This window comes from Mycobacterium sp. WUMAC-067 (assembly GCF_020217485.1).
In the GTDB taxonomy this organism is placed as follows: domain Bacteria; phylum Actinomycetota; class Actinomycetes; order Mycobacteriales; family Mycobacteriaceae; genus Mycobacterium.
Map to the genome: position 1 here is coordinate 23732 of NZ_JAEKMI010000027.1, position 22252 is coordinate 45983.

General features: G+C 67.8%; 22 protein-coding genes and 1 pseudogene. 19 read left to right on the forward strand and 4 right to left on the reverse strand.

From position 1 onward, the window contains the following. Positions 1-80: 80 nt before the first annotated feature. The gene (locus JF781_RS18540; RefSeq protein ID WP_225326807.1) at positions 81-761 is read right to left on the reverse strand and encodes a hypothetical protein; all 681 of its coding nucleotides are present in this window, start codon (positions 759-761) and stop codon (positions 81-83) included. 79 nt (positions 762-840) lie between these two features. On the opposite strand from JF781_RS18540, the gene JF781_RS18545 reads away from it, so the two are divergent. From JF781_RS18545 to JF781_RS18565, 5 genes are all read left to right on the forward strand, one after another. Then, positions 841-2355 carry a carboxylesterase/lipase family protein gene (locus JF781_RS18545; protein ID WP_225326806.1) on the forward strand — a complete coding sequence of 505 codons (1515 nt, stop codon included), beginning with the start codon at positions 841-843 and terminating at the stop codon, positions 2353-2355. An 18-nt stretch (positions 2356-2373) separates the two neighbouring features. Continuing rightward, positions 2374-4377: an ecdysteroid 22-kinase family protein gene (locus JF781_RS18550; protein WP_225326805.1), complete on the forward strand. Its 2004-nt coding sequence runs from the start codon at positions 2374-2376 to the stop codon at positions 4375-4377. Beyond that, positions 4374-4868, forward strand: coding sequence for a gluconokinase (locus tag JF781_RS18555; RefSeq protein WP_225326804.1), 495 nt, complete (start codon positions 4374-4376; stop codon positions 4866-4868). The genes JF781_RS18550 and JF781_RS18555 overlap by 4 nt, the downstream gene beginning before the upstream one ends. A 67-nt stretch (positions 4869-4935) precedes the next feature. After that, positions 4936-5325, forward strand: a complete 390-nt coding sequence (locus JF781_RS18560; RefSeq protein ID WP_225326803.1) for a ParD-like family protein — start codon at positions 4936-4938, stop codon at positions 5323-5325. 25 nt (positions 5326-5350) lie between these two features. Then, positions 5351-5929, forward strand: coding sequence for an AAA family ATPase (locus tag JF781_RS18565; protein WP_225326802.1), 579 nt, complete (start codon positions 5351-5353; stop codon positions 5927-5929). A 19-nt stretch (positions 5930-5948) separates the two neighbouring features. Here the strand turns inward: JF781_RS18565 and JF781_RS18570 are convergent, their stop codons facing one another. Next, the gene (locus JF781_RS18570; protein ID WP_225326801.1) at positions 5949-7016 is read right to left on the reverse strand and encodes a DoxX family protein; all 1068 of its coding nucleotides are present in this window, start codon (positions 7014-7016) and stop codon (positions 5949-5951) included. Between the two features lie 95 nt (positions 7017-7111). Here JF781_RS18570 and pncA point away from each other — a divergent pair, with 95 nt between their 5' ends. After that, entirely contained in the window at positions 7112-7672 is a 561-nt protein-coding gene (gene pncA / locus JF781_RS18575) for a pyrazinamidase PncA (protein ID WP_225326800.1), read from the forward strand. Continuing rightward, on the forward strand, positions 7672-8472 hold the full coding sequence (locus tag JF781_RS18580) for a nuclear transport factor 2 family protein (protein ID WP_225326799.1): 801 nt from the start codon (positions 7672-7674) through the stop codon (positions 8470-8472). Before pncA ends, JF781_RS18580 begins: the two co-directional genes overlap by 1 nt. A gap of 11 nt (positions 8473-8483) precedes the next feature. On the opposite strand, the gene JF781_RS18585 is transcribed toward JF781_RS18580, so the two are convergent. Continuing rightward, on the reverse strand, positions 8484-8834 hold the full coding sequence (locus JF781_RS18585) for a DoxX family protein (protein WP_225326798.1): 351 nt from the start codon (positions 8832-8834) through the stop codon (positions 8484-8486). Positions 8835-8999: 165 nt separating this feature from the next. On the opposite strand from JF781_RS18585, the gene JF781_RS18590 reads away from it, so the two are divergent. The 6 genes and pseudogenes from JF781_RS18590 (at position 9000) to JF781_RS18615 (ending at position 15208) form a co-directional block, all read left to right on the forward strand. After that, a complete protein-coding gene (locus JF781_RS18590) occupies positions 9000-9971 on the forward strand; it encodes a sigma-70 family RNA polymerase sigma factor (protein WP_225326797.1) in 972 nt (323 codons plus the stop codon). Between the two features lie 12 nt (positions 9972-9983). Continuing rightward, positions 9984-11309, forward strand: a complete 1326-nt coding sequence (locus tag JF781_RS18595; RefSeq protein ID WP_225326796.1) for a sugar ABC transporter substrate-binding protein — start codon at positions 9984-9986, stop codon at positions 11307-11309. A 15-nt stretch (positions 11310-11324) separates the two neighbouring features. Continuing rightward, positions 11325-12274: pseudogene (locus JF781_RS18600) on the forward strand (carbohydrate ABC transporter permease). A 34-nt stretch (positions 12275-12308) separates the two neighbouring features. After that, positions 12309-13103, forward strand: a complete 795-nt coding sequence (locus tag JF781_RS18605; protein ID WP_255642061.1) for a carbohydrate ABC transporter permease — start codon at positions 12309-12311, stop codon at positions 13101-13103. Between the two features lie 2 nt (positions 13104-13105). Beyond that, on the forward strand, positions 13106-14176 hold the full coding sequence (locus tag JF781_RS18610; protein ID WP_225326793.1) for an ABC transporter ATP-binding protein: 1071 nt from the start codon (positions 13106-13108) through the stop codon (positions 14174-14176). Positions 14177-14242: 66 nt separating this feature from the next. After that, a complete protein-coding gene (locus JF781_RS18615) occupies positions 14243-15208 on the forward strand; it encodes a patatin-like phospholipase family protein (RefSeq protein ID WP_374109717.1) in 966 nt (321 codons plus the stop codon). A gap of 21 nt (positions 15209-15229) precedes the next feature. Here the strand turns inward: JF781_RS18615 and JF781_RS18620 are convergent, their stop codons facing one another. Further along, positions 15230-15517, reverse strand: a complete 288-nt coding sequence (locus JF781_RS18620) for a DUF3349 domain-containing protein (protein ID WP_225326791.1) — start codon at positions 15515-15517, stop codon at positions 15230-15232. A gap of 220 nt (positions 15518-15737) precedes the next feature. Here JF781_RS18620 and JF781_RS18625 point away from each other — a divergent pair, with 220 nt between their 5' ends. The 6 genes from JF781_RS18625 to JF781_RS18650 all read left to right on the forward strand — a co-directional run bounded on the left by JF781_RS18625 (position 15738) and on the right by JF781_RS18650 (position 22244). Further along, the gene (locus JF781_RS18625; protein WP_225326790.1) at positions 15738-16571 is read left to right on the forward strand and encodes a DUF3097 domain-containing protein; all 834 of its coding nucleotides are present in this window, start codon (positions 15738-15740) and stop codon (positions 16569-16571) included. A gap of 105 nt (positions 16572-16676) precedes the next feature. Continuing rightward, positions 16677-17321 (forward strand): class I SAM-dependent methyltransferase, encoded by a 645-nt coding sequence (locus JF781_RS18630; RefSeq protein ID WP_225326894.1) that lies wholly within the window; start codon positions 16677-16679, stop codon positions 17319-17321. 86 nt (positions 17322-17407) lie between these two features. After that, entirely contained in the window at positions 17408-18979 is a 1572-nt protein-coding gene (efeU, locus tag JF781_RS18635; protein ID WP_225326789.1) for an iron uptake transporter permease EfeU, read from the forward strand. A gap of 74 nt (positions 18980-19053) precedes the next feature. Beyond that, a complete protein-coding gene (gene efeO / locus JF781_RS18640; protein WP_374109718.1) occupies positions 19054-20232 on the forward strand; it encodes an iron uptake system protein EfeO in 1179 nt (392 codons plus the stop codon). A 2-nt stretch (positions 20233-20234) separates the two neighbouring features. After that, entirely contained in the window at positions 20235-21554 is a 1320-nt protein-coding gene (gene efeB / locus JF781_RS18645; RefSeq protein ID WP_225326787.1) for an iron uptake transporter deferrochelatase/peroxidase subunit, read from the forward strand. A gap of 165 nt (positions 21555-21719) precedes the next feature. Beyond that, a complete protein-coding gene (locus JF781_RS18650) occupies positions 21720-22244 on the forward strand; it encodes an OsmC family protein (RefSeq protein ID WP_225326786.1) in 525 nt (174 codons plus the stop codon). Positions 22245-22252 lie beyond the last annotated feature (8 nt).

Sequence of the window (22252 nt, forward strand, 5' to 3'; positions counted from 1 at the left end):
GCGTCGCACACCACCACCGCCCAGCGTGGAGTTGTTGGCGCGAATTTCACGCAACAAGTCGACGCTGGGCAGCGAAAGCCTCAGCAGCTGAACGCCGCGCCGACCCCGTCGGGCGGTGGCACCGACTTCAGGCAGCCGAAGGGCTGAATGCCGGCGGGCGCCAGACGCGCCGCCGACTGATGCGCGTAGTTCACGCAATACAGGCCCGCCTGGTCGGCGCGGCACCGATAGTCACCGAACGACAGCGAATCCCCACTCGGCAGTTCCGGTCCGTTGCCGTTGACGAACGGACCGGGGTCGGCCCGTGCGGCTCCCACCTGCAGGCGCACCCCGTCGAAAGTGACCCAACCGCCCTGCCATTCGCCATAGGCGGTCGCGGGCGCCGGCGCCGGAGCGGTCAGGTTCACCAGGCAATTCAGCGCGCCGCCGGTGTGTGGGGCATCCGTCATGCAGGAGACTTTGCCGCCCGCTCCCGCCAGGGCGATGTCGCCGCCCAGGGGTGTGGCCACACCGTCGCGGGTGGCCGTGTGATAGCGAGCCGGATCGGCGGGGTGGGCCGCCTCTATCCACGCGATGACGTCGGAGACCGCGGCGCCGGCGGCCGGCGCCGCGGCCGCTCCCGGCGTCTTGCTTTCCGACGGGCCGGCGGCGGCCCCCGCGGATGTCGGGGTGGTGCTAGGCGTCGACTCCGAGTGGCCGCCCGTGGTGTGTGAGCACCCGGCGACCAGTAACGACGCGGCGATCATCGCAGCTATCCGCATGCAGTCAGGCTAACCGCCGCGCCGGCCAATTAAGGCGCTGCGCGCGCGTTAACGCCGTCATGTCGGTTACCGTCGGGTTATGCATCACCGGACTGTCCGCGCACGCACGGCCACCGGCACCGTCGAGGGCTTCACCCGCGACGGGGTCAATCGGTGGCGGTCGATCCCGTATGCCCGTCCACCGGTGGGAAACCTGCGCTTCCGGGCGCCGCAGCCGGCGGCGCCGTGGTCGGGGGTGCGGCACTGCCATGGCTTCGCGAATTGCGCGCCCCAGCAGCGTCGTTACACCCTGCTCGGCCTGTCGGGTTTGGGAGGCCGCTATCAACCGATGAGCGAGGACTGCCTCACCCTCAACGTCGTGGCACCCGAAGCCGCCGAGGGGCCGCTACCGGTGATGGTCTTCATCCACGGCGGCGGGTACTTCCTGGGCAGCTCGGCGACACCGCTCTACGACGGGGCCCCGCTGGCACGCCGGGGGTGCGTGTACGTGTCGGTGAACTACCGGCTGGGCGCGCTGGGATGCGTGGACTTCTCGTCGCTGTCGACGCCCGAGATCACCATTGACAGCAACCTGTACCTGCGCGACCTGGTGCTGGCGTTGCAGTGGGTGCGCGACAACATCGCCGGATTCGGCGGTGACCCGGACAACGTGACGATTTTCGGCGAGAGCGCGGGCGCGTGTATCACCGCCTCCCTGCTGGCGGTGCCCTCCGCCGAAGGCCTGTTCGCTCGGGCGATCTCGGAGAGTCCCGCCTCGGGTCTGGTGCGGTCGAAAGAGGTTGCCGCCGAGTTCGCGAACCGCTTCGTCGGTCTGCTGGGCGTGCGCAAGCAGGATGCCGCCGACGCGCTGATGCGGGCGTCCGCGGCCCAACTGGTGCGCACCCAGCACGCATTGATCGACGAGGGCATGCAGAACAGGCTGGGCGCCTTCCCGATTGGTCCGGTTGTCGGGGATGACATGCTGCCGATGGATCCCGTCGAGGCGATGCGGCGCGGTGAGGCGCATCCGGTGCCCCTCATTGTCGGCACCAACGCCGAAGAGGGTCGGCTGTTCACCCGGTTCCTGGCGATGCTGCCGACCAACGAATCGATGGTCGAAGAGCTGCTGGCCGAGGCGGAACCCGCTATCCGCCAACGCATTACCGCCGCGTACCCGGACTACCCCGAACGTGCGGCATGCATCCAGCTCGGCGGTGATTTCGCGTTCGGCTCGGCGGCCTGGCAGATCGCCGAGGCCCACGGCACGCACGCGCCGACCTACCTCTACCGGTATGACTACGCCCCGCGCACGCTGCGCTGGTCGGGTTTCGGCGCCACCCATGCCACCGAGTTGCTGGCGGTCTTCGACGTCTACCGCACCAGATTCGGCGCGCTGTTGACCGCGGCGGCCGACCGGCGGGCCGCGCTGCGGGTCAGCAACCAGGTGCAACGGCGTTGGCGCGCCTTCAGCCGCACCGGCGTCCCGGGCGAGGACTGGCCCGCGTACAACTCCGCCGATCGCGCCGTGATGGTCTTCGACCGGAAATCCCGGGTCGAGTTCGATCCCCACCCGCAACGCCGGATGGCCTGGGACGGCTTCTCACTCGCGCATTGACCTGGCACGCTGACCCTCATGCACGCCGAGACCGAGCAAGTCATCGAAACCCCCAGTGACCTCACCGCCTCGTGGTTGGCCGCGGTGATCGGCACCGGGCCCATCGCCGATTTCTCGGTCGAGCGCATCGGCACCGGGCAGATGAGCGAGTGCTACCGCATCCGGCTCAACTACGCCGAGGCCGACCGCGGGCCCGAATCGGTGGTGCTCAAGGTCGCGGCCACCGACCCGGTGAGCCGACAGACCGGGCTGGCGCTGGGACTCTACGAGCGGGAGGTCCGCTTCTACGGCGACATCGCGCCGCGGCTGGGCGGGCCGATCGCGCCGTGCTACCACGCGGCGGTCGACACCTCGGCGGGCGTGTTCGACCTGCTGCTGGGCGACGCCGGCCCGGCCGTGGTCGGTGATGAAATCGCCGGCGCCACAATCGAACAGGCCCGCCTCGGTGCCGTCGAACTCGGACGGCTGCACGGGCCGCTGCTCGGCGACGTCTCGCTGGCCGAAGCGCCGTGGCTCAACCGCGAGGCGCCGCTGAATCAGGCGATGATCGCCCCGCTGTACGCCGGATTCGTCGACCGCTACGGCGACCAGATCGCCCCGGAGCACCGCGAGGTGTGCGAGCGCTTGGTGGCCGCGTTCGACGGCTACCTCGCCCAAGAGGCGCAGGCGTCCGAGATCCAGGGCCTGGTGCACGGCGACTACCGGTTGGACAACATGTTGTTCGGTACCGCGGGCGCCGACCGCGCGCTGACGGTGGTCGACTGGCAGACCGTGTCCTGGGGCCCCGCACTGACCGACCTGTCCTATTTCCTCGGCTGCGCGCTGCCCACCGAGGACCGCCGGGAGCACTACGACGCGCTGCTGCGGGCATACCACGAGGCGCTGGGGCCCGACGCGCCCCTGACCCTGGCCGACGTCGCCGACGGCGTCCGCCGGCAGAGCTTTTTCGGCGTGATGATGGCGATCGTCTCCTCGATGCTGGTGGAGCGCACCGACCGTGGCGACCAGATGTTCATGACGATGCTGCGCCGGCACTGCGATCACGTCCTCGACACGGACGCGCTGGCGACGCTGCCGACCGCGGTGCCGGCCGAGCCGTTGCAACCGGTGCCCGAGGATGAACTCGCCCACGATCCCACCGCCGAACCGCTGTGGAGCGAGAGCTGGTACGCCGACTTCGCCGACAGCGCACAGGGATTGGGGGGCTGGTTCCGCCTCGGCCTGGTGGCCAACGAGCAGACCGCATGGGTACACGTGCTGCTGTGCGGCCCCGGCATACCCACCGTCGCCGTCGACGCGCAGGTTCCGCTGCCCCCGGACCCGTGGACGGTGCGAAGCGACGAGTTCGAACTCGGCCACTCCGCCGGCACGCCGTTGCAGAGCTACCGCGTCGACGTGCGCGCCCGGGGTCACGAGCACTCCGACCCGGCGGCGCTGTTGCGCGGGGAGTCCGGCACGCCCGTCGAGATGACCATGAACCTGGTGTGGGACACCGATGGCACCCCCTACAAGTACGGCGTCACGACGCGGTATGAGATTCCGTGCACCGTCTCGGGAACGGTCACGATCGGCGACACCAGCTACCGCCTCGATGCGGTGCCCGGCCAGCGCGATCATTCCTGGGGTGTGCGCGACTGGTGGAGCATGGATTGGATTTGGAGCGCGCTGCACCTGGACGACGGCACCCATCTGCACGGCGTCGACATCCGCATTCCCGGCGCGCCGGCGTTCAGCATCGGCTACACCCAGGGCGCCGACGGCCGGGTCACCGAGCTACAGACCGTCGACTCACGAGAGTCCTTCGCCGGCAACGGGTTACCAGTGGATGCGACGCTGACGCTCAACCCGGGGGAGCTCACCGCCAACGTGGACGTCCGCGGCCAGGCGCCGGTCCGGCTCGTCGCCGCGGACGGGCGGGTCAGCCAGTTCCCCCGCGTGTGGGCCACGATCACCACCGCCGACGGGCGCAACGGCGTCGGCTGGCTGGAATGGAACCGCAACCTCGGCGAACACACCGGGTGAGCGGATCGGCCCCCGTCGTGGTGATGGGCGTTTCCGGATCGGGCAAGTCGACCGTCGGTGCGGCGCTGGCGCGACGCATGCGGGTCCCGTTCGTCGACGCCGACACCCTGCACCCGGCCGCCAACGTCGCCAAGATGGCGGCCGGCCACCCGCTCGATGACGACGACCGCTATCCGTGGCTGGACAAGGTCGGCGAATGGCTGGCGGCTCACCGCGACGGCGGGGTGGTGAGCTGTTCGGCGCTGAAAAAGAAGTACCGCGACCGGCTGCGCGCGCACTGCCCGGCCGTCGAGTTCCTGCATCTGTCCGGTTCGGCGGAACTGATCGCCCGCCGGCTGGCGGCCCGGACCGACCATTTCATGCCGGCCGCGCTGCTGCGCTCGCAACTGGACACGCTGGAGGTTCTCGGCCCCGACGAGGACGGCATGACGGTCGATGCCGGAGGCGATGTCGACGCGATCATCGACGCCGTTCTGAAGCGGCGCCGCTAGCAGGGCATACGCGCCCGTGTAGCATTGTGCTACAAGTCGTAACTGTGTGCTGCATGACGGAGGAAGCATGGCCGACGCTCTCGATCGCGTCACCCGGGTGGCGTCCGACCTGATGGACAGCGCCGCGGCAGAAGGCGCCCGCCAGAGCCGTTCGGCCAAGCAGCAACTCGACCACTGGGCGCGAGTCGGGCGCGCGGTGTCCAGCCAGCACACCGCCTCGCGGCGGCGGGTCGAGGCCGCGCTCGCGGGCCACCTCGCGACCGGCGAACTCACCGTCGAGGAGGGCGTGGTGTTCAACGCCGAGATCTCGGCGGCCATCGAAGAAAGCCTGGTGCACGCCAACTACGGGGCGACGCTGGCCGGGCAGGGCGTCACCACGGTCGCCCTCAACGAGGACGGCGACGTCGTCGAGCACCGGCCCGACGGCTCCGCCGCGGTGTTGGCGCGCGGGCGCTGACCCGGCGTTCGCCCGGCGCGGCCCGATGGAGCGACTTGACCTGGTGGTCGGCCCGAACGGCGCCGGCAAGTCGACCTTCATCGCGTTCACCCTGGCGCCGCTGTTGCCCGGCAGCCCGGTGGTCAACGCCGACGAAATCGCACGGCAGCGCTGGCCGGGGGAGGCGGCAGGGCGCGCCTACGAGGCCGCGCAGGTCGCCGCCGACACCCGCGCGAAGCTGATCGACCTGGGTCGGTCGTTCATCGCGGAGACCGTGTTTTCCCACCCGTCGAAGCTGGACCTCATCCACACCGCCCATCGCGCGGACTTCACCGTCGTCCTGCACGCGATGCTCATCCCGGAAGACCTTGCCGTCGAACGTGTCCGGCACCGCGTGCGGGCCGGCGGCCATGACGTGCCGGAAACCAAGGTTCGCGAGCGCCATCGCCGCTTGTGGACACCGGTCGCCCAAGCCCTCGCGCTCTCTGACGTCGCGACCGTCTACGACAACAGCCGGCTGCGCGGGCCGCGCATCGTCGCCCGCCTCAGCGGCGGCATGACGATCGGTCGCCCCGACTGGCCCGCGTGGGCTCCGGAGATCCTGCAGAAGCGCTGGACGGAGTAGCTGCACCAGCGCGATGCAATTACCAGGACAGCTTGCGGCGGCCGGTCTCGACCTGCCCGCCGACGCGCTCGCGCGCGGTGTCGGCCAAGTGGCTGCCCCGCTTGCGTGCGGTCTCGGCGAGCTCCTCGGAGCGCGCCCTCGCCGTGTCGGCCAGCTTCTCGCTGCGCTTGCGTGCCTTCTTGGCCAGCTTCTCGCTGCGTTTGCGTGCCTTCTTGGCCAGCGGTGCGGCCCGATCGGCCGCCTCATCGGCCAGCTCTTCGCTGCGTTTGCGCGCCTTCTCGGCCAGATAGGCTGCGCGGTCGGCGGCCTCGTCGGCCCATTCCTCACCGCGCTTGCGGGCCTTCTTCGCCAGCGGCTTGCTGCGCTCGGCCGCGGTGCTGGCCAGCTCGCGGCCGCGTTCCAGCGCGGTTTCGGCGTAGGGCGCACCGCGTTGCGCTGCCGTGCTGGCCAATTCGCGGCCGCGTTCCAGCGCGGCTTCGGCGTAGGGCGCACCCCGCTCCGCCGCGGTGCTGGCCAATTCGCGGCCGCGTTCGGCCCCGACGTGCAGGCCGTGTGCGATCCGATCGCCCAGCTCCGACAGCTCGCCTTCGAAGGCCGAATCGTCGGATCCGGGCCACGCCGACGAGACCCGCTCCGAGAGCCGTTCGGCCGCCCGGCGCCCGCGCCACCCCAGTGACGGTTTGCCCGCTGTGTCGGCGGAGGCGATCAACAGTCCACCCAACAGGCTGAGGTCGGTCAGAAATTGCTGCCGCTTTTGGGCTTTGGCCGCCGGGTCGCTTTCGTTCCAGAACGAGTGCGCCCCGAGGTTCGCCGGTAACACCGTCACCGCCAGCGCGGCCGACGCGATGCGGGGGAGCTTGCCGGTGGCGAGCAGCAGGCCTCCACCGATTTGGACGGCCGCGGTGATTTGGGCGACCGTCTCGGGGTCGCTCGGAATGTTGCCGCTCACCGAATCCGGCAACGCCTGCAAGCCGTCCACCGCCGGGGCCGCCGCCTGGGCCGCGGATTTGGGGTTGAGTAGTGAATTGACTCCTTGCCCGATGAATGCGACTGACAACAGGGGTCGCGCGATTCTCCTGATCACCATGGCCCGTGTATTACCCGACTGCCTGTCGAGCAAACCGTGGCGTCGATTTGCGCAGCTAGGGCGGCGCCGCGGCGCACCCGGATACTGTGGAGGCCGTGCGAGCGTTGATCATCGTCGACGTGCAAAACGACTTCTGCGAGGGCGGCGCCGTGCCGGTGGCCGGCGGCGCCGCCGTCGCGCCCGCCATCAATGCCTATCTGGCCGGCGATTCGGGCTATCGCTACGTGGTGGCGACCCAGGATTTCCACGTCGACCCGGGTGATCATTTCTCCGACCGGCCGGACTATTTCTCGTCCTGGCCCCCGCACTGCGTCGCCGGGAGCGCGGGCGCGGATTTTCGCCCCGACTTGGACACCGCGCGCATCGATGCCGTCTTTCGCAAAGGCGCCTACTCCGCGGGCTACAGCGGCTTTGAAGGTACCGACGAGAACGGGACGCCGCTCCTGGAGTGGTTGCGGCAGCGCGGGGTTGACGACGTCGACGTGGTTGGCATTGCCACCGACCATTGCGTCCGGCGGACCGCGGAGGACGCGGCACGTTCGGGTCTGACGACCAGGGTGCTGGTGGACCTGACTGCGGCCGCGGCGGCGGATTCGGGCGCCGCGGCGCTGGCGGAGATGGAATCCGTTGGCATCGAGTTGGTGGGGGGACGGTAATGGTGGTGCCACTGGACCGGGAACGTCTGCTCGCGGCGGTGGAGCGCTCACCGCAGGCGGCCGCCGCGCACGATCGCGCCGGATGGGTGGCGTTGTTCACCGGCGACGGCCGGGTCGAGGACCCGGTGGGTTCGCGGCCCCACGTGGGGCATGAGCAGATCGGGCGCTTTTACGACACATTCATCGGCCCGCGTGACGTCAAATTTCACCGCGATCTCGACATCGTCTTCGGCACGGCGGTGCTGCGCGATCTCGAGCTCGAGGTGGCCATGGGCCCGGCCGTGACCATGTACATTCCGGCATTCCTGCGCTACGACCTCCGAGAAGCCAACGGCGAGTGGCTAATCGGCGAACTACGGGCGTATTGGGAGCTGCCCGCCATGATGGCGCAGTTCCTGCGCACCGGGCCGGGCGCGGTGAGCCCCGCGCTGCACCTGTCGAAAGGACTGCTGACCAATCAGGGATGGCGGGGGACCGCCGGATTCATGGCCGGATTCCGGCGGGTGGGCGCCCGCCACCAACGGCTCGTGCGGAGTTTCCTCGCCGCCGCTGCGCAAGGAGACACGTTCGCCGCGGCGCGGGCGCTGTCATCAAGGGCTGCAATAACTTTGGGTGATCGTGACCCCCTCGAGCTGGCCGAACTCGTGGAACAACTGGACGGGGCCGGCGCAACCAAGATGAGCAGCGCCGGCCCGACGGTCGCGGTCTCCATCAACTCGGGCCACGGGCGCGCCATCATGTTCGCCGACGTGGCCTGGCGCGGCAACGCAATCAACCGGATCCGGTACTTTCCCGGCTGATCCGTCCGTGTTCAGCGAGCGACCAGCAGCGCCAGCGACGTTGCGGACAGGCACAAGTAGGTCCCGGGGAACGCGATGTTGTACAGGACGCGCGCCTTCACGTGCGTCAATACCGCACCGATGAAAAATAGGACCAGGCCCGCGGCGGCGGCTATTCCCAATTCGCGTGGGCCCAGCAGCCCGACCACGATCCCGGCGGCCCCCGCCAGCTTCACCGCGCCCAACGCCGGTAACCACGAACGTGGCACCCCGACCTCGGCGGAGTTCGCCAGCACGAATCGAGCCGGGACGAAGTCGGCGATGGCGATTGCGGCGGTGACGGTAGCGGTCGACAGCGCGATCACGACAAGTGCGGTGTTCATGTGGATCAATCCCTTGTCGCGCAGCGAATTCCGCCGCGAATTGCCTGGTTACACAGCGCGCCGCGGCGCACAATCGGTAAGGTCATGGTGTTGGTCTCCTTCGCAACAGGAAGTCCGGTGGATGCGGTCATCTCCTTGACGATTCCCGTGCAGAAAAGGTGACCCATGAGCGCAACAACGGATTTGGCGACTCTCGCGCAGCGATTCGACGCCGATCGGCGACACCTGCGATCGGTCGCGTTCCAGCTGCTGGGCTCGGTGGCCGACGCGGATGACGCGGTGCAGTCCGCCTGGCTGAAGGCCAGCCGCGCGGACTTCGGGGCCATCGACAACCTCTCCGGGTGGTTCACGACGATCACCGCGCGTGAGGCGCTGGACCAGCTGCGGGCGCGCAAGCGCCGCGCCGAGCAACCCCTCGCCGAGCCCGACGAGCTGGACCGGCTGGCAGGGGCGGCGTCAGCGCCGGCCGACGAGGACGCGCTGCTGGCAGAGTCGGTGAGCAGCGCGCTGCTCGTCGTGCTCGACCGGCTCTCACCGGCACAGCGCGTCGCTTTCGTGCTGCACGACGTGTTCGCCATGCCATTCGAGACGATCGCCGCGTTGTTGCACCGGTCCCCGGATGCCGCGAAGAAACTCGCCAGCCGGGCCCGCGGCCGGCTCCACGACGGCCCGGCCGCCGAACCCCGCAGCACGGCCGGCCACCTAGAGGTGGTCGAGGCATTTCTGGCGGCCTCCCGCGGTGGCGACATCGCCGGACTGCTCGAGCTGCTGGCTCCCGACGTCGTGCGCACGGTCGACCGCGCCCTGGTCCCCACGGACGTGCCCACCACGGTGCGCGGCGCCAGGCAGGTTGCCGAGGAGACGCGCCGGTTCGCCAGGCGGGCGCGCGCCGGGGTCGTCATGCTCATCGACGGTGCGCCGGGCATCGTGATCGTCGCCGGTGGGCGCGCTCAGATCCTGCTGGTGATCGGCATCGGAGCCGACGATCGCATCCACACGATCGACATCACCGGCGATGCCGAGCGCATCCGCAGGGCGGCGCTGGCGCTGCCCCGCGGGCCGATCCAGGAACATCACAACCTCGTCGGGTACCAAGGACGTCAGACAGAGCCGGCCAACGGCCGGGAACGCGGCTAGACCGGGAGAGCCATGCTCGACAAGCCGTTCGGACGGCGCAGCTTGCTGCGGGGCGCCGGCGCGCTGTCCGCCGTGGCGCTGGCACCGTGGTCGGCCGGCTGCGCTCCCGACGACGACGCGCTGACCTTCTTCTTCGCGGCCAACCCGGACGAGCGTGAGGCGAGGATGCGCATCGTCGACGAGTTTGCGCGCCGCCATCCCGACATCAAGGTGCGTGCGGTGTTGTCCGGGCCGGGCGTCATGCAACAGCTTTCGACGTTCTGTGTCGGCGGCAAATGCCCCGACGTGCTGATGACATGGGAACTGTCCTACGCCGAACTCGCCGACCGCGGCGTGCTGCTGGATCTGAACCCCCTGTTGGCGCGGGACAAATCGTTCGCCCAGCAGCTCAAGGCGGACAGCATCCCGGCGCTGTACGAAACCTTTGCCTTCAACGGAGGGCAGTTCGCGCTTCCCGAGCAATGGTCGGGCAACTACCTGTTCTACAACAAGCGGCTGTTTGCCGAGGCCGGGGTGCCGCCCCCGCCCACCGCATGGCAACGCCCTTGGGATTTCACCGAATTCCTGGACACCGCACGGGCGCTGACCAAGCGCGACGCATCCGGGCGGGCCGCGCAGTACGGGTTCGTCAACACCTGGGTGTCGACCTACTCGGCGGGGCTGTTCGCGATGAACAACGGCGTCCCGTGGTCCAACCCGCGGGTGAATCCGACGCACCTCAATTTCGACGACCACGCCTTTCAGCAGGCGGTGCAGTTCTACGCCGACCTGGCCAACGAGCACAGGGTCGCGCCGAACGATTCGGAGACGCAGTCGATGTCCACCCCCAACCTGTTCGCGGTGGGGCGGGCGGCGATCGCGCTGGGCGGGCACTGGCGCTACCAGACCTACCTCCGCGCCGAGGACCTCGATTTCGATGTCGCGCCGTTGCCGGTCGGCCCGGCGCGCGCAAACCGACGCGCGGCGTGTTCCGACATCGGCGCCACCGGGCTGGGCATCTCGTCGACCAGTCCACGCAAGGAACAGGCCTGGGAATTCGTGAAATTCGCGGCCGGCCCGGTCGGGCAGGCGTTGATCGGTGAATCCTGTCTGTTCGTTCCCGTGCTGCGGTCGGCTCTGACATCGGAAGGATTCGCCAATGCCCATCGACGGATCGGCAATCTCAGTGTGCTCACCGAGGGCCCTGCGTTCTCGGAAGGACTGCCGATCACTCCGGTGTGGGAGAAGGTCAACGCGTTGATGGACCGCAACTTTGGCCCGATCCTGCGCGGTCGCCAACCGGCGACGTCCTTGGCCGGCCTGTCCCGCTCCGTCGACGAAGTGCTGCGCAGTCCATGACCGCGACGCATTCAGGTGGCGCGGCCGCCCCGGCGCGGAAGGCGAGCGGAAGGGTCCCGGAAAACCCGAGCCCGTGGCGCCGGCACGCCTGGGCCGGCCGGCTGTTCGTCGCCCCAAACTTGGTGGCGGTCGCCGTGTTCATGCTCTTTCCGCTGGGCTTCTCGCTGTACATGAGCTTTCAGCGCTGGGACGTGTTCACACCGCCGAAGTTCGTGGGGCTGAAGAACTTCGGGGAGCTCTTCACCTCGGATCCGCTGTTCGTCATCGCGATCCGCAACACGGTGATCTTCACCCTTGGGACGGTGGTGCCCACGGTTGTCATCAGTCTGGCCGTCGCCGGTGTGCTGAACCAGAGAGTCAGGGGCATCGGTATTTTCCGGACCATCGTCTTCCTCCCATTGGCCATCTCATCGGTGGTCATGGCGGTGGTGTGGCAGTTCGTTTTCAATACCGACAATGGCTTGCTGAACATCATGCTCGGCTGGGTTGGGCTCGGTCCCGTCCCATGGTTGGTCGAGCCCCACTGGGCCATGGTCTCGCTGTGCATTGTCAGCGTATGGCGCAGCGTGCCGTTTGCCACCGTCGTCTTGCTGGCCGCGATGCAGGGCGTCCCGGGGACGGTGTACGAGGCCGCCACCATCGACGGAGCAAGCGAGACAAGGCAATTCATCTCGATCACGGTGCCGCTGATCCGGGGGTCGATCTCGTTTGTGGTCATCATCTCGGTCATCCACGCCTTTCAGGCGTTCGACCTGGTCTACGTCCTCACCGGTGCCAATGGCGGGCCCGAATCGGCGACCTACGTCCTGGGCATCATGCTGTTCCAGCACGCGTTTTCGTTTCTCGAGTTCGGGTACGCATCCGCGCTGGCGTGGGTGATGTTCGCCGTCCTGCTGGTGCTGACCGTCGTGCAGTTGAAAGTGAGCCATCGACGTTCTTTGGAGACTTCGCGTGGGCTTAAGTGAGGGTGTCATCAGGCGCACCGCATTGCGGGGCGGCATGGTCTATGCGGCCCTGCTCGGCATCGCCTGGTGCGCGCTGTTCCCGATAGCGTGGGCACTGTCGGGTTCGCTCAAGACCGAGGGCGAGGTCAGCGAACCCACACTGCTGCCGGCGCATCCGCAGTGGTCCAACTACACCGAAGTGTTTGCGTTGCTGCCGTTCTGGCGGATGTTCTTCAACACCGTGCTGTATGCGGGGTGTGTCACCGCGGGGCATGTTTTCTTTTGCTCACTGGCCGGATACGCCTTCGCGCGACTGGACTTTCGCGGCCGCGATGCGCTGTTCGTGGTTTATTTGGGGACGTTGATGGTGCCGCTAACGGTGACGGTGATCCCGCAGTTCCTCGTCATGCGGACCCTGGGATGGGTCGACACCCCGTGGGCGATGATCGTGCCCGGCTTCTTCGGTAGCGCGTTCGGCACGTACCTGATGCGGCAATTCTTCCGGACCCTCCCCACCGACCTGGAGGAAGCGGCGATACTCGACGGTTGTTCGCCGTGGCAGGTCTATTGGCGCATCCTGCTGCCGCACGCCAGGCCGGCGGTGATGGTGCTCGCGGTGCTCACCTGGGTCAACGTCTGGAACGATTTTCTGTGGCCGCTGTTGATGATTCAGCGCAACAGCCTGGCCACGCTGACGTTGGGGCTGGTGCGAATGAAGGGTGAGTACGTTTCCCGGTGGCCGGTGTTGATGGCAACCTCGCTGCTCATCATGTTGCCGTTGGTCGTGATCTACGCGTTCGCGCAACGTTCGTTCGTCCGCGGCATCGCGGTCACGGGAATGGGTGGGTGATCATGGCCTCGGTGAGCTTCGAGCAGGCGACGCGGCACTATCCCGGAGCGGATCGCCCGGCCCTGGACAACCTGGATCTCGTTGTCGGCGACGGCGAGTTCGTCGTGCTGGTGGGGCCCTCCGGATGCGGCAAGACCACCTCGCTGCGGATGGTGGCCGGGCTGGAAACCGTGGACTCCGGGCGCATCCGGATCGGCGACAGGGACGTCACCAAGGTCGATCCCAAGAACCGGGACGTCGCAATGGTCTTTCAGAACTATGCGCTCTACCCGCACATGACGGTGGCCGAGAATATGGGCTTCGCCATGAAGATCGCCAAAACCCCGAAGGCGCAGATCCGTGAACGGGTGTTGGACGCGGCGAAATTGCTTGATCTGCAACCGTATCTCGATCGCAAGCCGAAAGACCTGTCCGGCGGACAGCGCCAGCGAGTGGCGATGGGCCGCGCGATCGTGCGCCGGCCGCAGGTGTTCCTGATGGACGAACCGCTGTCCAATCTGGACGCCAAACTGCGGGTGCAAACCCGCAACCAGATCGCCGCATTGCAACGGCGGCTCAGCACGACCACCGTCTATGTCACCCACGATCAGGTCGAGGCGATGACGATGGGTGACCGCGTCGCCGTGCTGTGCGACGGCGTGCTGCAGCAATTCGCCCCGCCCCGCGAGCTTTACCGAAACCCGGACAACGTCTTCGTGGCGGGTTTCATCGGGTCGCCGGCGATGAATCTGTTCACCCTGCCCATCGTGGATTCCACCGTGTCGCTGGGTGATTGGCCCATCACGGTGCCACGGGAGATCGCCAGTGCCGCAGGCGAGGTCGTCGTCGGGGTCCGTCCCGAACATTTCGGGCTGGGTGACCTCGGTGTCGAGATGGAGGTCGACGTGGTGGAGGAGCTGGGTGCGGACGCCTACCTGTACGGGCGAATCACCGGCTCCGGCAAGGTAATCGAGGCGCCGATCGTGGCGCGCGCCGACGGACGCAATCCACCGGCGAGAGGCAGCAGGGTGCGCCTGCATCCGCAGCCGGGACACGTGCACTTCTTCGGCGCGGACGGTCGCCGACTGTGTTGATCATGCTCCCGGGTTTCGGCGTGCCGTGCAGGCACAGCCCGGCTCCGTGCGGTTAGGGTGGTGGTAGTGAGTGACGTGCGTGCCGACCTGGTGTGCGAAGGCGGCGGTGTCCGGGGGATCGGACTGGTGGGAGCGGTGGATGCGCTCGACCAGGCCGGGTACCGGTTTCCCCGCGTCGCGGGAAGCAGCGCGGGCGCCATCGTCGCCTCACTGGTGGCCGCCCTGCAGGTCGCCGGTGAGCCGATCAGCCGGTTGGCCGACATCATGCGCGCCATCGATTACCGGAAGTTCCTCGACCGCAATCTGATCGGACGAGTTCCGCTGATCGGCGGGGCGCTGTCCTTGCTGACGTCGGACGGTGTGTATCGGGGCGCCTACCTCGAACAGTTGCTCGCCGGGCTGCTCGGTGATCTGGGCGTCCGGACGTTCGGCGATCTGCGCACGGGGGAACAGCCCGACCAGTTCGCGTGGTCCCTCGTGGTGACGGCCAGCGACCTGTCGCGGCGCCGGCTGGTGCGGATCCCGTGGGACCTCAGCACGTATGGCATCGACCCCGATGATTTTTCGGTGGCGCGCGCGGTGCACGCGTCGTCGGCCATTCCATACGTGTTCGAGCCCGTTCGGGTCGCCGGCGCGACGTGGGTGGACGGCGGATTGCTATCGGACTTTCCGGTCCAGTTGTTCGACCGGCCTGATGCCCAACCACGGTGGCCCACATTCGGTATCCGGCTGTCCGCGCGTCCGGGCATCCCGCCCACGCATCCCGTCCACGGTCCGGTGTCGTTGGGGCTCGCCGCGATAGAGACGCTGGTGAGCAACCAGGACAACGCCTACATCGACGATCCCTGCACCGTCCGGCGCACCATCTTCGTGTCCGCCGACGAAGTCAGCCCGATCGACTTCGACATCACCGTGCAGCAGCGTGAAGCCCTCTACCAACGAGGATTGCAAGCGGGCCAACAGTTTCTGCGGACCTGGAACTACGCGGACTATCTCGCCGCGTGCGGCGGCCCGGTGCCAAAATCACCGTGACGGCGCCGAAGCCGGCCGCAGCTACCCGCGCGAGCAGCGAATCACATGGACGCGACGCCGGACACGCTCGACGTCATCCGGCGTCGGCAATTGGTTGGTGATCCGGGTGATCTCCACCCCGATATCAACGGGGTTGATCGGCCAGACGCGACGCGCGATGAGATCGCTTGCAATGGCGGTGATGTCGTGGCTGCAGAGTCGTCGGCGCGTCAACGCCACCAGCGGCACGTGACCGGGAGCCGGCATGCCGGTGGGGTAACCGGCCCGCACAAACGCCACAATGCTTGTCACCCAATGCGACAAGTCCATACGTCCACCTCGCTAACCGCCGCAAGTTGCACATGAGCGGCAGTGCTTGCCTTGGCTAGCAACGTACCATCGGCGATGTCATCAGCCAGGTAACGCCACACAGTTAAACGCAGCTTTTTGCGGTTCGCCCGCGCTGCCGCCGAGAGTGATCTTGCCGACCATCGCCCCATCCTGGCGTGCCGTAACACTGTTTGGCCACAAGGCTTTCTACTATTGCCGCGTGGTGGATCGCTATGGAACCGATGTGCTGGCCGCGGGACGGCGCAAGCCCCGCTCGACCGAACACCCGGCCGAATTGGGCCTGGTCGTCGAGGACGTCGAAACCGGCTACGTCGGCGCGGTGGTGCGAGTCGAATACGGCCGGGTGGACCTGGAAGACCGGCGCGGTCACGTGCGCGGCTTTCCTTTGGGCCCTGGGTATTTGCTCGAAGGACGACCCGTCATCCTCACCGCCCCGCGGCGGGCGTCGCCAGCGGCCCCGACCAGGACGGCGTCGGGCTCGGTCGCAGTACCGGGGGCCCGCGCGCGAGTCGCCCGCGCCAGCCGAATCTATGTCGAGGGCCGCCACGACGCCGAACTCATCGCACAGGTGTGGGGCGAGGACTTGAAGATCGAAGGTGTCGTCGTCGAGCAACTCGGCGGCGTCGACGATTTGGTGGACATCGTCGCCGAGTTCGCGCCCGGCCCGGGGCGACGCCTCGGAGTGCTCGTCGACCACCTCGTCACCGGTTCCAAGGAGGCCCGCATCGCCGACGCGGTGCGACGTGGCCCGGGCGGTACCGACACCCTCGTCGTCGGTCACCCCTACGTCGACATCTGGCAGGCCGTGAAGCCGCAGCGGCTGGGGCTGACCGCCTGGCCGGACGTGCCGCGGCAGGTGGACTGGAAACACGGCGCGTGCCAGGCGCTTCGCTTGCCCCACGCCGATCAGGCCGACATCGCCAGGGCCTGGCGGCATATCCGTTCGCGGGTGCGCGACTGGAACGACCTGGAGCCGGCGCTGATCAGCCGGGTCGAGGAACTCATCGACTTCGTGACGCAGCCGGTGTGCTGAGCCTGCCGACGTAGTTAAGCTCTTGCCCGTTGCCGCTTCACGTCAGGTCGAGATCTGCGTCGAGCGCCGCATTTGATCGGCGTCGATCGAGGCATACCGTGGGGTATGGCTTCTCGACACACCTTGTTTCGGGTCTTTTATCGGCTCGGCTTTACCCCTTGGGACGGTCATGCCGAGGCGAACGGCCTACGGGAGCTGATCGAGGGAACCGCGGACCTACCCGCGTCGCCACCGGGAGGGGCACTGGATGTCGGATGCGGCACCGGAGACTCGTCGATCTACCTTGCCCAGCATGGATGGCGGGTCACCGGAGTTGACTTCGTGCCGAAGGCACTCGGAAGGGCCCGCGCCAAGGCTCGTGCTGCTGGCGTGGCGGTCGATTTCGTCCAGGCTGACGTCACGCACCTGAGTCGAGCCGGGATCGACGCGAAATTCCAGTTGATTGTGGACAACGGGTGTTTGCACGGGATGAGTGATAGCGACCGCGATCTTTACGTCCAGGAGGTCACGGCGGCGGCTGCCCCCGGGGCGCGACTGTTGATTGTCGCCGCCCCGCCCGGTGGCCCGGTCAGATTTCTCGGGCTCGATCAGCTGGAGATCCAGCGCAGGTTCACGCCCGAGTGGACGCTGCTGTCGACGGCAGAAGAAAAGATGGCATTTGTCAACAGGTCTGCCCACCGATACACACCGATCGCGTTGATCCGCAACCGATTCGCAGTGCACTGTTACCTGCTGCAGCGCACCGGGTGATTCTAGAGAGCAACCAGCCCATTGGTGCACCGCTAGGTCGGCTACGCTAAGCCGAAATCCCGATCGGCGGGACAGAAATAGGGCGCATGCAGGGCGTATTCGGCGTATTCATAGGCACGTTCCTCATCGGCCTCCGCGAAGGCCTCGAGGCTTCGCTCATCGTGAGCATCGTCGGCGCCTTCCTCAAGCGCAACGGCCAGACGATCCGCCCGATGTTCGCCGGCGTGGCCCTGGCCGTGTTGCTCAGCGTCGCGATGGGTGTCGGTCTCGACCTGTTCGCCGCGAGCCTGCCGCAGGTCCAGCAGGAGATGATGGAGACCGTCATCAACGCCATCGCCGTGGTGTTCGTGACGTCGATGATCATCTGGATGAACGGCAACGCCGCGCAGCTCAAGGGCGAACTCGAGCGCGGGGCCCGGCAGGCGATCAATCGTGGCGGCGCGCTGGCCCTGGCCGCCATGGCGTTTCTCGCCGTCCTCAAAGAGGGCTTCGAGACGTCGGTGTTCTTGCTGGCCGCCGCCGAGACGTCGCACGGCAACCGGTGGTTCGCCCTGCTCGGCGGCGCCGTGGGCATCGCGGCGGCGATCGGGCTCGGCGTGGGCCTGTACTTCGGTGGTGTGCGACTCAACCTCGGCCGGTTCTTCCGGGTGACCGGGGTGTTTTTGGTGCTGATCGCCGCCGGGCTGGTGGTGGGCGCGTTGCGCACCGCGCACGAGGCGGGCTGGGTGAGCATCGGCCAGCAGCAGGTGCTCGACCTGTCCGGGTGGATCCCGAGCAACTCCGTCCTGGGCGCGGTGACGGCGGGCGTGTTCGGCATCCCCGCCGACCCGCGGCTGATCGAAGTGCTGGGCTGGCTGCTGTATGCCGTGCCGGTGCTCATCGTGTTCCTGTGGCCGGCCCGGCTCGCCGCCGCGCCGCGCGCCCGGGGCCGGCTGCTGGCGGCCGCCTCGGCGCTGCTGCTCATCGTCGCGGCCGGGTTGGCGATCATGACGCCCGCCGGTCGCGCGTCGCCGAACGTACCGGCGCGCACCGTCACCGACCGCTCGGGCCACACCGCTGCGGTGTCGATGGCGACCGGGCCGCACGGCCGCGAGCTGACCGTGGTTCCCCGGGGTACCTCGACCGTCCGACACATCCTGCTTGTCCCGGCGGACGATCAAACCGTGGACGGCTTACCCGTACAGGTATGGCAGGCTTCCGAGGCCGCGGGGGCCGACGGTGCGCCGGAAGTCACGCTGGAGCAGTTGCTGAGCATGACGGGCGGCCGGCTGCCCGTGGGACTCGGGGTGGGCCGCACTCCGGGGCCGTTTCAGGGTCAATGGTCAACGACCACGGTGTATACGGTGCTCGCGCGGGGCGATTTCGTGGTGAGTGCGCAAGCGACGAGCAACCGCACGGCGATTTTGACCGGCGGCGGGCTGGCCGGGGCCAAGACCGTCAGTCTTGGCGGGCTGGCGACGGACTGGTCCACCTCCGGCGCCGAAGACCACTCGACGGCGGCCGAGATCGTCGCGCGCGGCCGCAATCGCGGGGACCGCCAGCTCTGGAATGTTTGGCTTCCACTGGTGCTTGGCGGTTTCGCCCTGGTCTGCGGTCTCGGCGCTATAGCCTCGATGCGGCAACGGCACGCCGGCCACCCGAGAGAGGACAACGATTGATGGTGAAGCGCACCGCGCGGCCCGGGTGGCGGTCCTCTGAGACGTGTTTGGCCGCAACGGCTTTGATCGCGGCCATGCTATTGGCTACGACCGGGTGCAGCCACCGGAGTGCCAACTCGGCTCCCGCGGCGCAACCGAGGCCGGGCGGCACCAACGCGGTCAAGGTCACCATGACCAATACCGGCGGCAAGGACGGCTGCGCGCTGGACACCAACGCCGTGCCCGCCGGGCCGGTGACCTTCACGGTGGCCAACACGAATGCGCCCGGGATCAACGAAGTCGAATTGCTCAGGGACCAGCGGATCGTCGGCGAGAAGGAGAACCTCGCACCCGGCCTGGACCCGGTGTCGTTCACCGTCACGCTAGACGGCGGCGCCTACCAGCTGTACTGCCCCGGGGCGAGCACCGAATACCAGACCCTGACGGTGACGGGTACCGCGCCGGCGACACCGACGGGCACCGTGGCCAGCATCCTCAGCCAGGGCACCAAGGACTACGCGGCCTACATCGTCAACCAGATCGCGCAACTCAACGACGGCGTGAAGTCCCTCGATGCCGCGGTGCAGTCGGGCAACCTCGACGCCGCGAAGGTGTCCTACGCCAAAGCCCGGTTGTTCTGGGAGCGTTCGGAATCCACCGTGGAGGGCTTCGTGCTGCCGGGCTTCGCGGTCGGTGACAATGCCGGCAACCTCGACTATCTGATCGATATGCGGGAGTCCACCCCGGTCGACGCCAAGGTCGGGTGGAAGGGCTTCCACGCCATCGAGCGTGATCTCTGGCAGGGCGGCGCGATCACCCCGGCAACCAAGGCGTCCAGCACCGAATTGGTCAACAATGTCGGCAAATTGAACGGCATCCTCACCACCCTGGCGTACAAGCCCGAGGACTTGGCCAACGGTGCCAGCGACCTGATCGAAGAGATCCAAAACACCAAGATCACCGGCGAGGAAGAGGCCTTCAGTCACATTGACCTGGTGGACTTTTCAGGCAACGTCGAAGGCGCCCAGCAGGCGTACGCGTCGCTACGGCCGGGTCTGGAACGGATCGACGCCAACCTCGTCAAGCTGATCGACCAGCAGTTCCAGAGCGTCCTCGCCGTCCTGGACGGGTACCGGGACCCCACCGCGCTGGGTGGCTACCGGACCTACACCCCCGCGTTGCAGGCCAGCGACGCGCCGAAGCTGACCGCGGTCATCCAGCCGCTTCATCAGAGCATGTCCACCGTCGCCCAAAAAGTCGTCGCGGGCGGCTGATCGTGACCGACGACAGGACCGGCTTCGCCGGCAACGGCCCGGACAACGTTGGCGCGCAGCCGGACTCGGCCGCGGTATCGCGCCGGCGCGCGATCGGTGGCGCCATGCTGGCCGGGCTCAGCGGCGCCGCCATCGGTGCCGTCGGGGGCGGCCTCGCCGGGCACGCGATGGCGGCCGGACAGCGCGGCGACGACGACGACGACACCGTCGACCTGCGTCGCAGTTACCCCTTCTACGGTCAGGCGCATCAGGGCGGAATCGACACCCCGCCGCAGCGTTACGCCATGTTCATGTCCTTCTCCCTGGCCGCCGGCGCCGGCCGCACCGAGCTGCAGACCCTGTTGGCGCGATGGTCGGCCGCGGCCGCGATCCTGCAGCAGGGCAAGCCGGTCGGCACCGTGCAGCCGCAGGTCGACGTGCAGCCGCCCGCCGACACGGGAGAGGCCTACGGGCTGAGCCCCGCCGGCCTCACCGTCACCATCGGATTGGGGCCGGCGCTGTTCGGCGACCGGTTCGGTCTGGCCGCCCGCCGGCCCGCCGGGTTCACCGATTTGCCGCCGCTCAACGGGGACAACCTCGATCCCCGCCTGCACGGCGGCGACCTGTCCGTGCAGGCGTGCGCCGACGACCCCCAGGTCTGCTACCACGCCGTGCGCAACTTGGCCCGGCTCGGCCGCAACATCGTCTCCCCGTTCTGGGCGGTGCTGGGATTCGGCCGCGCCTCAGCCGGGCCGGGCCAGCACACACCGCGAAACCTGTTGGGATTCAAGGACGGAACCCGCAATATCGCCACAGGCGCGGAGTACGACAAATTCGTCTGGGTCGACAACAGCGACCAGCCCTGGATGAACGGCGGGACCTACCAGGTGGTCCGCAAGATCCGGATGCTGCTGGAGACATGGGATGTCGACCGGATCGGCAATCAGCAGAGGATCTTCGGCCGCACCAAGGACGAAGGGGCGCCGCTGAGCGGAAAGGCCGAATTCGATACGCCCGACTTCGCCGCCAAAGGCGCCGACGGCAACCCGCTCATCGATCCGATGTCGCACGTCGGGCTGGCCGCCCGCGAAAACAACGACGGCATCATGATCCGCCGGCGGTCCTACAACTACACCGACGGTCTCGACGCCAACGGCCAACTCAATGCCGGCCTGCTGTTCATCTCGTATCAAAACGATCCGCAAGATTTTATCCGCTTGCAGAACCGCCTGGGTGCCCACGATCTGCTCAACGAATACATCCGTCACATCGGATCAGCAATCTTCGCCGTCCCTCCCGCGCCCGCTGAGGGCCACTACATCGGCCAAGGCCTGTTCGGCTGAGCAAACATCGTCGCCCCGTCGGGGGCCGCTGAGCGGCGCCGCGTTTCGTCCATGTGATGTTTCGTGACGGGCCGGTAAAGCAATCTCACCCGCCGTCACACATCGATGCCCGCCGCGCACTAACTCCGTGACACCGCAGAATCAGCGAGAAACGGAGAAACACACATGACCGACGCGCTCGTCATCGACGCCGAAGGCCTTGACCGGCTGTCGTGTAACGCCAAGGCCAACCCCGAGACCGGCAAGAAGACGCTCAAAGCCAAGACGGTGTGTGAGACGGGGTTTCGCAACATGACCTATGTCCGCGACCTGGCGCCGATGCTGGTGGGGGAGCCGCCCGCGCTGCTGGGTGATGACTCGGCGCCCAATCCCTCCGAGACCGCCCTGGCCGCGCTGGGCTCATGTGTGTCCGTGGGACTGTTGGCCAACGCCACACACCGTGGTGTGACCCTCACCAAAATCGAGGTCGAGATGGAAGGCGACATCGACATCTCCGCGGTGTGGGGCGTGGGGGACACCCCGCAACGAAAGCGCCTCGGGTTCAGCGCGGTCCGCTGCACAGTGAGCCTGGCCGGCGATGCCGACGAAGCCACGCTCAAGGAGATCCACGACAACGCCATCGCGTGGTCGCCGGTCGTGAACACGTTTCGCAACCCGGTGAGCGTCGAATCGTCCCTGCGCACCGGATAAGCATTGTG